13 protein-coding genes and 1 tRNA gene are annotated in these 16,316 nt (G+C 59.6%); all 14 read right to left on the bottom strand.

What is annotated here, in order from left to right; translation table 11 throughout:
- Positions 1 to 2: 2 nt before the first annotated feature.
- The 14 genes from tuf to rpmG all read right to left on the bottom strand — a co-directional run bounded on the left by tuf (position 3) and on the right by rpmG (position 16,214).
- Positions 3 to 1,205: an elongation factor Tu gene (gene tuf / locus C3F12_12375; GenBank protein ID PWB43629.1), complete on the bottom strand. Its 1,203-nt coding sequence runs from the start codon at positions 1,203 to 1,205 to the stop codon at positions 3 to 5.
- 33 nt (positions 1,206 to 1,238) lie between these two features.
- The gene (gene fusA / locus C3F12_12370; GenBank protein ID PWB43628.1) at positions 1,239 to 3,332 is read right to left on the bottom strand and encodes an elongation factor G; all 2,094 of its coding nucleotides are present in this window, start codon (positions 3,330 to 3,332) and stop codon (positions 1,239 to 1,241) included.
- 91 nt (positions 3,333 to 3,423) lie between these two features.
- On the bottom strand, positions 3,424 to 3,894 hold the full coding sequence (locus tag C3F12_12365) for a 30S ribosomal protein S7 (protein ID PWB43627.1): 471 nt from the start codon (positions 3,892 to 3,894) through the stop codon (positions 3,424 to 3,426).
- Between the two features lie 106 nt (positions 3,895 to 4,000).
- Positions 4,001 to 4,378 carry a 30S ribosomal protein S12 gene (locus C3F12_12360; protein ID PWB43626.1) on the bottom strand — a complete coding sequence of 126 codons (378 nt, stop codon included), beginning with the start codon at positions 4,376 to 4,378 and terminating at the stop codon, positions 4,001 to 4,003.
- 84 nt (positions 4,379 to 4,462) lie between these two features.
- Entirely contained in the window at positions 4,463 to 8,563 is a 4,101-nt protein-coding gene (locus C3F12_12355; GenBank protein ID PWB43625.1) for a DNA-directed RNA polymerase subunit beta', read from the bottom strand.
- A gap of 85 nt (positions 8,564 to 8,648) precedes the next feature.
- The gene (rpoB, locus tag C3F12_12350) at positions 8,649 to 12,662 is read right to left on the bottom strand and encodes a DNA-directed RNA polymerase subunit beta (GenBank protein ID PWB43624.1); all 4,014 of its coding nucleotides are present in this window, start codon (positions 12,660 to 12,662) and stop codon (positions 8,649 to 8,651) included.
- Between the two features lie 45 nt (positions 12,663 to 12,707).
- The gene (locus C3F12_12345) at positions 12,708 to 13,091 is read right to left on the bottom strand and encodes a 50S ribosomal protein L7/L12 (GenBank protein ID PWB43631.1); all 384 of its coding nucleotides are present in this window, start codon (positions 13,089 to 13,091) and stop codon (positions 12,708 to 12,710) included.
- Between the two features lie 86 nt (positions 13,092 to 13,177).
- Positions 13,178 to 13,810, bottom strand: a complete 633-nt coding sequence (rplJ, locus tag C3F12_12340) for a 50S ribosomal protein L10 (GenBank protein ID PWB43623.1) — start codon at positions 13,808 to 13,810, stop codon at positions 13,178 to 13,180.
- Positions 13,723 to 14,430, bottom strand: coding sequence for a 50S ribosomal protein L1 (locus tag C3F12_12335; GenBank protein ID PWB43622.1), 708 nt, complete (start codon positions 14,428 to 14,430; stop codon positions 13,723 to 13,725). The genes rplJ and C3F12_12335 overlap by 88 nt, the downstream gene beginning before the upstream one ends.
- Before the next feature lie 97 nt (positions 14,431 to 14,527).
- Complete coding sequence (rplK, locus tag C3F12_12330) at positions 14,528 to 14,950, bottom strand: 50S ribosomal protein L11 (GenBank protein PWB43621.1); 423 nt, start codon at positions 14,948 to 14,950, stop codon at positions 14,528 to 14,530.
- A 49-nt stretch (positions 14,951 to 14,999) separates the two neighbouring features.
- Positions 15,000 to 15,530 carry a transcription termination/antitermination protein NusG gene (locus tag C3F12_12325; protein PWB43630.1) on the bottom strand — a complete coding sequence of 177 codons (531 nt, stop codon included), beginning with the start codon at positions 15,528 to 15,530 and terminating at the stop codon, positions 15,000 to 15,002.
- Positions 15,531 to 15,562: 32 nt separating this feature from the next.
- Positions 15,563 to 15,757 (bottom strand): preprotein translocase subunit SecE, encoded by a 195-nt coding sequence (locus tag C3F12_12320; protein PWB43620.1) that lies wholly within the window; start codon positions 15,755 to 15,757, stop codon positions 15,563 to 15,565.
- 162 nt (positions 15,758 to 15,919) lie between these two features.
- Positions 15,920 to 15,995 (bottom strand) — tRNA-Trp (locus C3F12_12315).
- A 69-nt stretch (positions 15,996 to 16,064) separates the two neighbouring features.
- Positions 16,065 to 16,214, bottom strand: a complete 150-nt coding sequence (rpmG, locus tag C3F12_12310; protein ID PWB43619.1) for a 50S ribosomal protein L33 — start codon at positions 16,212 to 16,214, stop codon at positions 16,065 to 16,067.
- Positions 16,215 to 16,316 lie beyond the last annotated feature (102 nt).

Genomic DNA, 16,316 nt, shown 5'->3' with positions numbered 1-16,316 from the left:
CCCTACTCCAGTACCTCGCTCACCACGCCGGCCCCCACGGTGCGGCCGCCCTCGCGGATCGCGAAGCGCAGCTCCTTCTCCATGGCGATCGGCTGGATCAGTTCGACCGCGAGACTCACGTTGTCGCCCGGCATGACCATCTCGGTCCCGGCGGGGAGCGTGCAGACCCCCGTCACATCGGTGGTCCGGAAGTAGAACTGGGGGCGATAGCCGTTGAAGAAGGGGGTATGCCGGCCGCCCTCTTCTTTGGTGAGGATGTAGGCCTCGGCCTTGAAGCGCGTGTGGGGGGTGATGGAGCCGGGCTTGGCCACCACCTGGCCGCGCTCCACCTCCTCGCGCTTGGTCCCCCGCAGCAGGAGTCCCACGTTGTCGCCGGCCTGCCCCTGATCGAGCAATTTGCGGAACATCTCGACGCCGGTGACCACGGTCTTCTGGGTGTCCCGGATGCCGATGAGCTCCACCTCGTCGGCCACCTTGATGATCCCGCGTTCGACGCGGCCGGTCACGACGGTCCCGCGGCCGGAGATCGAGAAGACGTCCTCGATCGGCATGAGGAACGGCTTATCCAGGACACGGACGGGGGCGGGGAAGTAGGCGTCGACGGCATCCATGAGCTCGAAGATCGGGGCGGAGGCCGGGTTGCTGCGGTCGCCGGAGCCGGCTTCCAGCGCCTTGAGCGCGCTGCCGCGGATCATGGGGATCTCGTCGCCGGGGAAGTTGTAGGTGGTCAGCAGCTCGCGGACCTCGAGTTCGACCAGCTCGAGCAGTTCGGGATCGTCCACCAGGTCGACCTTGTTCAGGAAGACGACCAGGTTGGGGACGTTGACCTGGCGCGCGAGCAGGATGTGCTCGCGGGTCTGGGGCATCGGCCCTTCGGAGGCGGCGACCACCAGGATCGCCCCGTCCATCTGGGCGGCGCCGGTAATCATGTTCTTGATGTAGTCGGCGTGGCCGGGGCAGTCGACGTGTGCGTAGTGGCGCTTCTGGGTCTCGTACTCGACGTGGGCGATGTTGATGGTGATCCCCCGCTCCTTCTCCTCCGGCGCCTTATCGATCTGGTCGAACGGGATGAAGTCGACCTTCGGGTTTGCCGCGTGCAGGACCTTGGTGATCGCCGCGGTGAGCGTGGTCTTGCCGTGGTCGATGTGCCCGATGGTCCCGATGTTCATGTGCTCTTTCGTCCGCTCGAATTTTGCCTTGGCCATAGCCAACTCCTTTAGAAACGAGACTGCGTCCGACTACCGTCCGCCCAGCCGTCCGCCCATACGGGTGACAATCTCCTCCGCAATACTGGTGGGGACAGGCTCGTACCGCGAAAACTGCATCGTATGAGCGGCCCGACCCTGCGTCGCCGACCGCAGGTCGGTGGCATACCCAAACATCTCGGACAGCGGCACATCCGATTGGACCACCTGGACTGTCCCTCGAGACTCGATCCCGGTCACCCGACCGCGACGTGAGTTTAGGTTGCCGATGACCTCTCCAAGAAAATCCTCGGGGGTTGAGACATCGACCCGCATGATCGGCTCCAGCAGTACCGGCTTCGCTCGGCCGGTCGCCGTCTTGAAAGCCATTGATCCGGCAATCTTGAACGACATCTCGGATGAGTCGACCTCGTGATACGATCCGTCATACAGCGTGACCTTGACGTCAATCACTGGGTAGCCGGCTACGACTCCAGTCTGCAGCGCCTCCTTGATCCCCTTCTCGACAGCCGGGATGTACTCTTTCGGCACCACGCCGCCCACAATCTTATTGACGAATTCAAATCCTGATCGCGCAGGCGCAGGCTCAACCTTCAGCCATACGTGCCCGTACTGCCCGCGTCCGCCGGTCTGCCGTACGTACCGGCCCTCGGCCTCGGCCGACGCGGTGACCGTCTCACGATAGGCCACCTCAGGTTTGCCGACGTTGGCCTCCACACGGAACTCCCGCATGAGTCGGTCGACGATGATCTCGAGATGGAGTTCACCCATCCCGGAGATGATCGTCTGGCCGGTCTCTTCATCGGTACTGGCGCGGAAGGTCGGATCCTCATTCGCCAATGCGGCCAGCCCGGCCGCCAGCCGGTCCTGCCCTTCTTTCGTCTTCGGCTCAATCGCCACGGAGATCACCGGTTCAGGGAACTCGATCGATTCCAGGATGATCTGATTGGTCTCGTCACAGAGGGTATCCCCCGTCCTGGCGCCCTTCAGTCCAACGGCGGCCGCGATATCGCCGGCCGAGACCTCTTTAATCTCTTCACGTTTGTTGGCGTGCATTCGCAGGAGCCGTCCGATCCGCTCGCGCGTACTGCGCGTCGTATTATAGACCTGGCTGCCCGAACTCAGACTGCCCGAATAGACCCGAAAGAAGGCCAGTTGCCCAACATAGGGATCGGTCATGATCTTAAAGACCAGCGCCGAGAACGGTTCCTTGGCCTTTGCGATTCGCACCGCGGATTGCCCGGTCGCCGGTTCAACCCCCTCGATGGGCGGCAGGTCAACCGGGGAGGGCAGATACTCCACGACCGCATCCAGTAGCGGCTGCACGCCTTTGTTCTTAAACGATGCGCCGGCCAGCACCGGGACCACCTGAAGCTTCAGCACCGCACTACGAATGGCGGCCTTGATCTCGTCCGGTCCAACCACCAGACCCTCGACATAGCGCACAAGGAAGCCGTCATCTACTTCGGCAATGGTTTCCAGCAACCGCTCTCGCGCCTGCTGAGCCTGCTGAGCCATCTCCCGGGGAATCTCGTCTTCTCGAAAACTCGCCCCCAGCGTCTCCTCGTTCCAGATCACGGCTTTCATCCGGATCAGGTCGACGATCCCCTCAAACCGATCCTCTTTACCAATAGGAAGTTGCACCACCAACGGGACCGCCCCAAGGCGTTCGGAGATCATCCGAACACACTGATCAAAGTTGGCTCCTATGCGATCCATCTTATTGATAAAGGCAATCCTGGGAACACCGTACTTATTCGCCTGACGCCATACCGTCTCGGACTGGGGTTCCACCCCAGCGACCGCATCAAAGACCGCCACGGCCCCATCCAACACCCGAAGCGATCGCTCCACCTCAACGGTAAAATCCACATGTCCCGGCGTATCGATAATATTGATCCGGTGGTTCCGCCAGAAGCAGGTCGTAGTAGCAGAGGTGATCGTAATCCCCCGCTCGCGCTCCTGCTCCATCCAATCCATCTCCGTAGAACCCTCATGGACCTCACCGATCTTATAGGTCTTACCGGTGTAGTACAAGATTCGCTCGGTTGTGGTGGTCTTCCCGGCGTCGATATGCGCCATGATCCCGATATTCCGTACCGTCTCTATAGAATATATCTCAGCCATGTCTATGTTCCGAGTTTCGAGTTTTCAGTTTTGAGTTATTCGTCTGGGGCTCTTTACTCGAAACTCAAAACTCAAAACTATCAACTATCCGTTACCAGCGATAATGGGCAAACGCCTTGTTCGCCTCAGCCATCTTGTGCGTGTCTTCCTTTTTCTTGACCGAATTTCCCCGGTTGGCCGCCGCCTCCATCAACTCGGCTGCCAGACGCTCGGCCATGGTCTTCTCGGTGCGCTTTCTCGAGAAGCCGATGATCCACCGAAACGCGAGGGACGTTCGACGATCGGCGCGGACCTCTACAGGCACCTGATAGGTCGCACCGCCGACCCGACGCGACTTCACCTCGAGGATCGGCTTCACATTGTCCACCGCCTGCTTGAACATCCGCAACGGATCGGTCTTGGCTCGATCTTCGATAATCTTCATCGAGTCGTAGAGGATCGTCTCCGCCACGCTTTTCTTGCCCTTCACCATCATGGTATTGATAAACTTCGCAACCATTCGGTTGCTGTAGACGGGATCAACGACGATCTCTCGTTTCTCGGTTACTTTTCGTCTTGGCATGAAGCATTCCCCGAAAGAGTCGGCCCTACACGTGGCCAGAAAATTAAAATCGGCGCTTCAGGCAAGGTCCGTGAAGAACCGATTGTCTCTTCAGCGCCGAAGGTGGTTAGCCGGTCTTTGGTCTCTTGGCTCCGTAAAGGGATCGAGCCTGTTTGCGATCCTGAACGCCTGCCGTATCGAGCGCGCCGCGAATCACGTGATAGCGGACACCCGGCAGATCTTTGACGCGCCCCCCCCTGATCAGCACGATCGAATGCTCCTGCAGGTTGTGACCGATCCCCGGAATATAGGTCGTGACCTCAATCCCGTTGCTGAGTCGCACCCTGGTCACCTTACGAAGGGCGGAGTTCGGCTTCTTCGGAGTCGTCGTATAGACGCGGATACAGACACCGCGCCGCTGCGGGCATCGCTGCAATGCCGGCGCCTTCGCTTTCTTCGCGGCGGCGGCACGGCCCTTGCGAACTAATTGGTGAATGGTAGGCACTGACTCCTCCCTATATTAGGCAAACCAAGGTATTATATAGAATTGGCTTCCCGTGTCAAGTCTTTTCATGCTCAATTTCGTAGATTAATTATCGAGTGATGCATCCAACTCGTCCGACGCCTCGTCAACGGCCGCGGTTGTTCCGGTGATGAGCAGCTCCTTGGATGACGCCACCTCTGGCGTTGAGATGGTCGTCTCTCGATACCATCTCATCCCCGTACCGGCCGGAATCAGCCGCCCCATAATGACGTTTTCTTTCAGGCCGCGCAATTCATCTCTCGCCCCATTGATGGCGGCCTCCGTTAACACCTTCGTGGTCTCCTGAAACGAGGCGGCGGAGATGAAACTGTCGGTAGACAGGGACGCCTTCGTAATCCCCAGGAGAAGCGGCTTGGCGGTAGCCGGGGTCCCGCCCGACGCCATCACCCGCTGGTTCTCCTCGAGGAAGACGGCCTTATCGACATGCTCGCCCACCAGGAAGTTCGCATCGCCGACGGTCTCCACGCGTACACGCTTGAGCATTTGTCGAACGATCACCTCAATGTGCTTGTCGTTGATCTGAACCCCCTGAAGCCTGTAGACCTCCTGGATCTCATTCACCAGATACTTCTGGAGCTCCTGTTCGCCCAATACGTCCAGAATGTCGTGGGGATTGATCGGACCATCCATGAAGGGTTCGCCGGCCTTGATCTCGTCTCCATCCAATACATTGACGTGTCTGCGCCTGGGAACCAGGTATTCTCGAAGGTCGCCGTGCTCATCCCGGACGGAGAGCTTCCGCATCCCTTTGACGATCCCACCCAATTCCACTCGCCCGTCGATCTCGGAGATGACGGCGGCATCCTTCGGCCGGCGCGCCTCGAATAGCTCAGCCACCCGGGGCAGGCCGCCGGTAATATCCTTGGTCTTCATCGTCTCCCGCGGGATCTTCGACAGGCTGTCCCCGGCCGATACCAACTGTCCTTCCGCCACCATGAGGTGGGCGCTGACCGGGAGCAGACAACGGAAGACCGTTGCGCCCTGTTCGTCCTTGATCGAAATGCGAGGCTGCAGATCCTCTCGCCCGTGTTCGACGACAACACGCTGGGACAGACCGGTGACCTCATCCACCTCCTCCCGGATGGTGACCCCGTCGACGACATCCCGGAAATGGACCCTCCCGCCATGTTCGGCCAGGATCGCACTGGTAAAGGGGTCCCACTCCATCAGCACCTGCCCCGCCTTGACCGTCGCGCCATCCTCCACCTTCAGGTGGGCGCCATAGACCGCCGGATAGCTCTCTTTCTTGCGCCCCTTCTCGTCCATGATACTGATCGCGCCGTTACGGTTCATCACCACGTGATCGCCCTTGGCGGTCTTCACCGTCCGGAGGTTCGCAAACTTGACGGCCCCCGCCCCTTTGCATTCGAGGGTAGTCTGCTCGACGGCGCGACTCGCGGTGCCGCCGATGTGAAACGTCCGCATCGTCAACTGGGTCCCGGGTTCACCGATGGATTGCGCTGCCAGGACGCCGCAGGCCTCTCCCAACTCCACCAGTCTGCCGGTCGCAAGATTGCGGCCATAGCACTTGATGCAGATGCCGCGGCGCGCCTCGCAGGTCAGGACCGAGCGGATCTTGACCCTGTCAATGCCGGCATTTTCGATCTTACTCGCCAACACCTCGACGATCTCCAGGTTGGCCTCCACCAGCAACTCTCCCGTGAAGGGATCCAGCACATCGTCGAGGGCGACCCGACCGAGGATCCGGTCACGCAGCGGTTGAATGATCTCGCCCCCCTCAATCAAAGGCGTCACCCATATGCCGTTGGGCGTCCCGCAATCCACCTCGGTGACGATGACGTCCTGCGCGACGTCTACCAGCCGGCGCGTCAGATAGCCTGAGTCGGCCGTCTTCAAGGCCGTATCCGCCAGACCTTTGCGCGCACCATGGGTTGAGATGAAATACTGCAGAACGGTCAGCCCCTCTCTGAAGTTGGCGGTGATGGGGGTCTCAATGATCTCGCCGGAGGGTTTGGCCATCAGGCCGCGCATACCCGCAAGCTGTCGGATCTGCTGTCGGCTGCCCCTTGCACCGGAGTCGGCCATCATAAAGACCGGATTGAATTCGCCCTTTTCCTCCGCCTCAATCTCCCGGAACATCTCATCCGAGACCTGTTCGGTGACGTGGGTCCAGATGTCGATAATCTTGTTGTACCGCTCACCCTTCGTGATCAGACCGTCCTGATACTCCCGCTCGATCTTGACGATCTCTTTATTGGCATCGTCGATCAGCTTGCTCTTGGTGGATGGGATCAGCATATCGTCGATGCCGATCGAGATGCCGGCAAGCGTCGCATATCGGAATCCGAGATCCTTCAGGTTATCCAGGAGTCTCACCGTCTCCGCGTTTCCGAGGAGGTAGTAGCACTGCGCAACAAGACGGGTCAATTCCCGTCTGTTCATCTCCTGGTTGATGAATCGCAGGGTGGCCGGCAGATGTTCATTGAAGATACAACGCCCCGGGGTCGTCTCCACCAATTCGCCGTCGATGCGGACCTTGGCCGATGCCATGAGACTGACCTCATCGGCGTCATAGGCCGCCTTCACCTCGTCCAGATCGGCAAAGATCCGCCCCTCGCCCTTCTCGCCCGCCCGGCTCCTGGTCAGGTAGTAACAGCCCAGCACGATGTCCTGGCTTGGGGACGCAATGGGCAACCCATTGGCCGGCGACAGGATATTGTGGGGCGCCATCATCAGGACCGTGGCCTCGATCTGGGCCTCTGGCGACAGCGGCACATGGACGGCCATCTGGTCGCCGTCGAAGTCGGCATTGAAGGCCGCACAGACTAAGGGATGGATCTTGATCGCTTCCCCTTCGACCAGCACGGGTTCAAAGGCCTGTACACCCAGCCGATGCAGCGTCGGAGCGCGGTTCAGGAGGACCGGGTGCTCGCGGATCACCTCCTCCAGGGCGTCCCAGACTTCGGGCTTGCTCTTTTCGACCAGCTTCTTGGCGCTCTTGATGGTGGTCACCACGCCGTCCTTGAGGAGCTTTCTGAAAATGAACGGTTTGAACAGTTCGAGCGCCATCTTCTTCGGCAGGCCGCACTGGTGCAGCTTCAATTCGGGCCCCACCACAATCACCGATCGTCCGGAGTAGTCCACCCGTTTGCCGAGCAGGTTCTGACGGAAGCGTCCCTGTTTTCCCTTCAGCATCTCCGACAGCGACTTCAGCGGCCGATTGTTCTGGCCCTTGAGCGCACGGCCGCGACGGCCATTGTCGAACAGCGCGTCCACCGCCTCCTGCAGCATCCGCTTTTCATTGCGGATGATGATGTCGGGCGCCCGAAGTTCGATCAGCCGCCGGAGGCGGTTATTGCGATTGATGACCCGCCGGTAGAGATCGTTCAGGTCGGACGTCGCGAAACGTCCCCCATCCAGCGGCACCAGCGGCCGCAACTCCGGGGGCAGGACAGGAATCGCATCCAGGATCATCCATTCGGGCTTATTACTGGAATCGATGAAGGCCTCGACGATTCGCAACCGCTTGGTGATCTTCTTGCGATTCTGTTGCGAGGTCTCCTGGAGCATCTGTGCGTGCAAACTATCCGCCAACTCGCGAAGATTCAATCGCTTGAGCAGGTCCCGTATGGCCCCCGCACCGATCCCCGCCTTGAAGCCGTCGCCGAACTCTTCACAGGCCTGGCGGTACTGCTCCTCGGTCAAGAGCTGCTTGAGGGCAAAGGGGGTCTTGCCGGGGTTCACGACGATATACGCCTCAAAGTAGAGGACCTTCTCCAGCTCGCGCAGCGAGATGTCCAGGAGATAGCCGATCCGACTGGGTACGCCCTTATAGAACCAGACGTGAACGACGGGGGAGACCAGTTCGATGTGGCCCAGCCGTTGTCGCCGCGCCTTACTCCTGATCACCTCGACACCGCACTTATCGCAGACGACCCCCTTGTGCTTGATCCCCTTATACTTCCCGCAGTTGCATTCCCAATCCTTCGTGGGCCCGAAGATCTTGGAACAGAAGAGCCCATCCCGTTCCGGTTTGAAGGTCCGATAGTTGATGGTCTCCGGCTTCTTTACCTCTCCGAAGGACCACGACCGGATCTTCTCCGGCGATGCCAGTCCGATCCGAATCGCCTTGAAACTGGTGGGATCGATGGTCTTTTCGTCGTAGAACCCAAAAAACTTATCCAACGACTACCTCCACATGAGAGCAGCCATCAGCTTTCAGCGCTCAGCGTTTTGATGAGGCGAGAAGGCTGATCACTGTTCTTCACGGCTACTCCTTTTTCAGTTCAACATCGAGGCCCAAGCTCTGCAGTTCCTTGACCAGAACATTGAATGATTCCGGAAGTCCCGGATCCAGGGTACAATCGCCTCTGACGATCGATTCGTACATCTTGGTTCGCCCCACGACATCGTCCGACTTCACGGTCAGGATCTCCTGCAGGGTGTGCGCAGCCCCGTACGCTTCCAACGCCCACACCTCCATCTCGCCGAATCGCTGTCCGCCGAACTGGGCCTTGCCGCCCAGCGGCTGTTGGGTAATCAGCGAGTAGGGTCCGATAGACCGGGCGTGAATCTTGTCATCCACGAGATGGGCAAGTTTCATCAGGTAGATATAGCCGACCGTCACCTCCTGATGAAACGGCTTGCCGGTACGTCCATCGTAGAGCACGGTCTTCCCCGTGGCGGGGAGCCCGGCGCGTTTGAGCCACGTCTTGATCTCCTGCTCTTTGGCCCCGTCAAAGACGGGCGAGGCCACACGCAGCCCGAGTACCCCGGCCGCCCAGCCCAGGTGGGTCTCCAGAATCTGGCCGACGTTCATTCGGGATGGTACGCCCAACGGATTCAGAACCACCTCGACGGGCGTCCCATCAGGCAGGTAGGGCATATCCTCTTCAGGCAGGACCTTCGCGATGACACCCTTATTGCCGTGTCGACCGGCCATCTTATCGCCGACGGAGAGCTTGCGCTTCATCGCGACATAGACCTTGACCATCTTGAAGACACCGGGGGCCAGTTCATCCCCGCGGGTCGCCCGACTGATCCGCTCCTCCAGGAGCGTCTGCAGGACATGGACCTGGTTGTCCGCCGCATCGCTGATCCGGCCCGCCTTCCGACCCAGCTCTTCGTCCAATCGTCCCGCCAGATCGATCAGGTTCTCATGGGGCAGCGGATCCAGAATCTCAGCGGTCAACGTCCCCTTTGGAACCATCGTCTTCCGCGTCACCCTGCTCCGAATCTCCTTGGTGACGTCGATCCCTTCGAGGAGGGCGCGCAGCTTCCGGTCTCGATCCGCGGCGATGATGCCGATCTCATCTTCGAAGTCCTTACGAAGGCGGCTGACCTCTTCGTCCTCGATCGACTTGGCCCGGTCGTCCTTCTCCACACCCTTCCTCGAGAAGACCTTGACATCGACGACCGTCCCGCAGATACCGGGCGGCACATAGAGCGAGGCATCCCGCACATCCTCGGCCTTCTCGCCGAAGATGGCGCGCAACAGTCGCTCCTCAGGGGTGAGGACGGTTTCACCTTTGGGGGTCACCTTGCCCACCAGAATATCGCCCGGCTTCACCTCGGCCCCGATCCGCACGATCCCGCTCTCGTCGAGGTCCTTCAGCGCGTCCTCGCCCACATTCGGCGTATCGCGCGTGATCTCCTCCTTCCCCAGCTTGGTCTCGCGCGCCTCAATCTCAAACTCCTCGATATGAATCGAGGTATAGCGATCGTCCTTCACCAGTCGCTCGCTGATCAGGATCGCGTCTTCAAAATTGTAGCCGCCCCACGGCATGAAGGCGACCAGCACGTTCTGCCCGAGCGCCAACTCCCCATTCTGCGTCGCCGGTCCATCGGCAATGACCTGGCCCTTACTGATCCGCTGCCCCTTGCTCACAATCGGCTTCTGGGTCAGGCAGGTATTCTGATTGCTGCGGCGAAACTTCACCAGGCTGTAGATGTCAACCCCGGTATCGTCCCCGCCGTCCTCGCCTCTGCCGTCCGAGGAGCGTACGATGATCCGGTCGGCCGTGACCGATTCGACGATCCCTCCACGCCTGGCCACCACCGCGGCTCCCGAATCCCTTGCCGCCGGATGTTCCATGCCGGTGCCGACGACGGGCGCCTCAGGACGAAGAAGGGGAACCGCCTGGCGTTGCATATTGGCCCCCATCAGGGCACGGTTGGCGTCGTCGTGTTCGAGGAAGGGCACCAGGGATGTCGAGACCCCGACCAGTTGCTTCGGGGCAACGTCCATATACTCGACACTTGCCGGGGAGACGGTCACAAAGTTGCCGCCGGTGCGCGCCGAGACCCGTTCCGATGTAAACCGCCCCCGTCCGTCGAGTTCCGCGTTCGCCTGTGCGATGGTGTACCTCTCCTCTTCGTCGGCGGTCAGGTACTCGATCTCATCGGTCACACCCTGATCCCTGACCTTGCGGTACGGTGTCTCGATAAAACCGAAATCGTTGACGCGGGCGTAGGTCGAGAGGCTGGCAATCAGCCCGACATTGGGACCCTCCGGCGTTTCGATAGGACACATCCGACCGTAATGGGTCGGATGGACGTCCCGGACCTCAAACCCTGCCCGCTCCCGCGACAAGCCGCCAGGACCCAAAGCCGACAACCGCCGCTTGTGGGTCAGTTCAGCCAACGGGTTAGTCTGATCCATGAACTGGGAAAGCTGGGAGCTGCCGAAAAACTCCTTCAACGCCGCTGTCACCGGTTTAGCGTTGACCAAGTCGTGCGGCATCAGGGTCTCGAGTTCCTGCGTACTCATTCGCTCTCGGACCGCGCGCTCCATGCGGGCCAATCCGATGCGGAACTGTTCTTCCAGCAGCTCACCGGCCGACCGTACCCTGCGATTACCCAGGTGGTCGATGTCATCCACAGAGGTCCCGCTCTCCCCGTGTTTCAGTCTGAGGAGATACCGTATCGTCTCGACGATATCGTCTACCTGACCCGCCCGTCCCCCGAGACCGGATGGCCGATATCGATGGCACATCAGGGCATGAACGTCCAACGGAACGTCAAGGCCAAGCTTCCGATTGATCTTCAGACGACCGACCTTGGACAGATCGTAGCGTTTCGGGTTGAAGAAGATCGATTCGAGGAACGCCTTGGTGGCCTCCTCGTTGGGCGGATCACCCGGCCGCATTCTCCGATACATCTCGGTCAGGGCATCCTTTTCAGAGCGGGTCGAGTCGCGGACGATGCTCTCCCGGATCTCGTGGACATCCCGGCCATCCCCTCCGGCCAACACAGCGAAGCTGGCCACGCCGGCCTTGAAGACCCGCTCCAGCGCTTCTTCCGTCATCTCCTGCGCACATTCAAGGATGACCTCACCGCTCTTGGTATCCACAACATCAGCGGCGGCAAACCGGCCGATCAGATCCTCCCGATACAGAGGGACCTCTGAAATCTTCAGCGCCTGAAGTCGCTTCTGGGCCGCCTTTGTGATCCGCTTGGTGGCGCCAAGTATCACTTGTTTGGTATGAGGATCGGGGATATCCTTGCTCACACGGAAGCTGGTGGCGCCGGGCGACCCCACATGCAGCATGACCTCCTTCCCCTTCTCGATGCGTATCACATCCCGCTCATAGAAAAGGTTCAGGATCTCTTCATTGCTGCCGTAGCCGATGGCCCGCAGGAGGATCGATACCAGGAACCGCCGTCTTCTGTCGACCCGTACATGCAGGACATCATTCGCATCAAACTCAAATTCCAGCCAGGAGCCGCGATACGGGATCAGCCGGGCCGAATAGAGAATCTTGCCGCTCGGATGGGTCTTCCCGCTGTCATGGTCAAAAAAGACCCCGGGGGAGCGGTGAAGCTGACTGACGATGACCCGCTCCGTCCCATTGATGATGAAGGTGCCCTGCGGCGTCATCAGGGGCATCTCACCCAGATAGACCTCCTGCTCCTTAATATCCCTGATGCTGCCCGCCTCGGCGCCGGTCGGCTTATCCCAGACCATCAGGCGGAGGGTCACCTTCAGCGGAACAGAGTAGGTCATCCCCTTCTGCAGCGACTCCTCAGCGCCGTACTTGGGCACCCCGAACTCATACTTCACAAATTCGAGCGACGCCGAGTTGTCGTAATTGAAGATCGGGAAGATGCTGGCGAAGGCTCCCTGGAGACCGATCTGCTCGCGCGCATGAGGCGGAACCCTCATTTGCAGGAACTGATCGAAAGACCGTCGCTGGATCTCGATCAGATTGGGAATCGAGATCACCTCTTTGATCTTGCTGAAATTCCAGCGCTCAGCAGCCACACTCTTCTTCGCGAGGGCCATACGTCGTTAACTCCTTTTCTGCCTGTCCTGCCGGTATTGCGTGTACTACTTCAGTTCTGCCGTCGCACCGGACGCCTCGAGCTTCGCCTTGATCTCCTCGGCCTCAGCCTTCGACACCCCCTCCTTTACCGGTTTTGGCGCGCCCTCAACCAGATCCTTCGCCTCTTTCAGACCCAGCCCGGTGATGGCCCGCACCTCCTTGATCACCTGGATCTTCTTTTCCCCCGCAGAGGTGAGAATGACCGCAAACTCCGTCTTCTCTTCAGCCGCAGGCGCCGTCGCTGCCGCCGCGCCCGCGTGGCCGACCGCCGCGACCGGCATCATGGCCGTTGCGGAGACGCCGAACTTATCCTCAATTCCCTTCACCAGTTTGTTGAGATCCAAAACAGTCCACGTTTCGATCGAGTCCAACACGTCATCAACTGTCACCCTTGCCATCGTCACTCCTCTCCTTGACTGCAACGTCACAGATATACCGATGATGCCTTAGCCGTTTGACGCCAAGGCCGGCCCCTCTACCCCTTCTGCTGCTTGACCGCCTCCAGGACCAACAGGAGGGAACGAAGGGGTCCATACAGTACAGCCACAAGGCCGCGCAGCGGCGATTGCACAAGACCGGCAAGCTTGGCGGCCAGCACCTCGCGCGAAGGAAGATCGGCCAGCGCCAGGGCATCCTCCTTGGCCAGAACCGTGCCCTCCGCAAAACCGGCCTTGATCTGGAAGGTCGGTTTCGTCTTCGTAAATGCGACAAGGAGCTTGGCCGGCGCGGCAGGATCGCCCTTGCCGTGGATGATTGCCGTCGGACCGACAAGATACGGCTTCAGATCCTGCAACTTGGTTCCCGCCGTGGCCAATCTGGCAAAGGTATTCTTCACAACCCGAAGGCTCGCCCCCTGCTGTCGGAGCAGCTTCCTCAGTTCGGTCAACTCACTCATCGTGAGGCCCTGTGGGTCTGCCAACATCGCAACCGTCGCCCCCGTCAGCGCGGTCTTGAGCTCATCCACTACCGCTGCTTTTTCTACCCGCTTCACTGTCCCCTCCGTGGACGCTAAGATGCGACCTAGCCCCTTGCCAATCCCGCCAAGGTGTCGAGGTTCACCCGTACACCCGGCCCCATTGTCGACGATATCGCGACCCCATTGAGGTATCGACCCTTGCTGGAGGCCGGTTTGGCTCGGATCAACGCATCCAGCAGCGCCATGGCATTTTCATGCAACTGGTTCGCTGAAAAGGAGGCCTTACCGAACGGCGCATGCACGATCCCCGCCTTCTCCGTACGATACTCGATCTTGCCGCCCTTGAACTCTCTGACCGCCCTGCCGACGTCGAAGGTCACGGTACCGGTCTTCGGATTGGGCATCAACCCCCTGGGACCAAGCACCTTGCCGAGTCGTCCCACCAAGCCCATGACGTTTGGGGTCGCGATGGCCCGGTCGAATTCAAGCCACCCCTGCTGGATCTTCTCTACCAGATCCTCACAACCCACATAGTCGGCGCCGGCCTCACGCGCCTCTCTCTCTTGTTCACCCTTCACGAACACCAGCACCCTGACGCTCTTCCCGGTCCCATGAGGCAGTACGACCGTCCCCCTGACCATCTGATCGGCGTGCTTCGGATCAACCCCCAAGCGGACCGCCATTTCCATGGTTTCATCAAACTTTGCGTTGGCAGTCGACTTGACGACCTCGATCGCCTTCGCCAAGTCGCATGTCCCCACCTGTGATATGGCTTGAGCAGCCGTTCCGTAGCGCTTTCCAACGTTCGACATAATCTCCACCCCACAAGAGCAGGGTATAGGGTGCAGGGGATGGGGGGTTGGGCTTGTTCTCCCCTAACCCCTAACCCCTAACCCCTAACCCCTGTTTTTAGGCTACTTCAATTCCCATGGTCTTGGCTGTTCCCTCGATGATTCTTACGGCCGCATCGAGCGACAGCGCGTTCAGGTCCGGCATCTTCGTGCGCGCGATCTCTTCCACCTGTTTTCTGGTGACCTTTCCCACCTTGGTGCGATTTGGCTCCTTCGAGGCCTTGGCGATTCCGACCGCCTGTTTCAAGAGTACCGCCGCCGGGGGGGTCTTGGTCACAAAGGTAAACGTCCGGTCCGCATAGATCGTGATGACGACCGGGATCACCAGGCCCTCTTCCGATGCGGTCTGCGCATTGAAGGCCTTGCAGAACTCCATAATATTGACGCCGTGCTGTCCAAGCGCCGGGCCTACCGGCGGCGCCGGATTCGCCTTGCCGGCCGGGACCTGCAGCTTCACCATTGCCGTAACCTTTTTCGCCATAGCAACCTCGAATGCAGGAGCGGTCAGCTACACGCTGAACGCTGCATGTTCACACCTTTTCAACCTGGAGAAACTCCAGGTCCACCGGTGTCGGTCGGCCGAAGATGCTGACCATGACCTTCAGCCGACCCTTTTCGGGCTTGACCTCATCAACGAGGCCGGTAAAGTTGGCAAACGGACCATCAATAACGCGGACACTCTCTCCGCGAAGAAACATGACCCTGTGTTTGGGTCGCTCGGCCCCCTCCTCTACCTGCTGCAGGATGGTCTGCACCTGCTCCTCCGGTACCGGGGTCGGTTGTGTAGCCGGACCGACAAAGCCGGTGACCTTCGGCGTATTCTTCACCAGATACCAGAGCTGCTCGGACATCTCCGCTTTGATCAATACATATCCCGGAAAAAACTTCCGCGAGGAGACCGTTCGCTTGCCCTTCTTAAGCTCGACCACATCTTCAGTGGGAATCATCACCTTGGAGATCTTGTCGGACAGTCCCAAGGCGGCGGCCCGCTGCTCGATACTCTCCTTGACCTTATTCTCAAAACCCGAGTATGTATGAATGACGTACCAACTGTGCGCCATAGCCTGATCCGTGGACATCGGTTGATCGAACACTACCTGACCACCAGGGTGATGAGCTTCTGCAACGTGATATCAACTAATCCGAGGAAGAACGAGAGGATAAAAACCGAGACGATGACCACGATCGTCGATCCCACCACCTCTTTCCTGAGGGGCCAATTGACCTTTTTCAGCTCGGTCCTCACCTCTTTAAGGAACTGAATCAACTGCTCCCACCGTTGCATCATCGTCGTCTTTGTACCCCTCCAGCCTTCAGGCGTCGGTGACCCGTCTCACGCTGACGCCGAGACGAGACCGTCGATTCGTATCTTGAAAAGGCGAATACCCATGACACCTGACCGCCACCAACGGGCCTATTCCTTGAGCGTGATACGGTATTTGGCGCCATGTGGCAGGCCAGGAGGGATTTGAACCCCCAACCCCCGGATTTGGAGTCCGGTGCTCTGCCGTTAGAGCTACTGGCCTTTGCAAAGTTTCAGGTTCCGGGTTTCCGGCTCCAACAAGCTCCGCCATCAACGCGAAACGCGAAACGGTCTACTTGGCTTCCTTGTGCGCGGTGTGCTTACGGCACCAACGACAGTACTTACTCAATTCGATTCGATCCGGCGTATTCTGTTTATTCTTTGTCGTGGTATAATTCCGCCGCTTGCACTCGCCACAGGCTAATGTCACGATCTCACGCATCGATACTCCGCACGATTCCGACCTTCTACAGGGAAAGTCGTTCGCGATCTACGCGCCATCACTCCGACGCCACACCCATCCCTACTCCAGTACCTCGCTCAC

The organism is Candidatus Methylomirabilota bacterium (assembly GCA_003104975.1).
GTDB lineage: Bacteria > Methylomirabilota > Methylomirabilia > Methylomirabilales > Methylomirabilaceae > Methylomirabilis.
The sequence above is the reverse complement of the archived record's forward strand: the minus strand, read 5'-3'. Positions and strand labels throughout refer to the sequence as shown.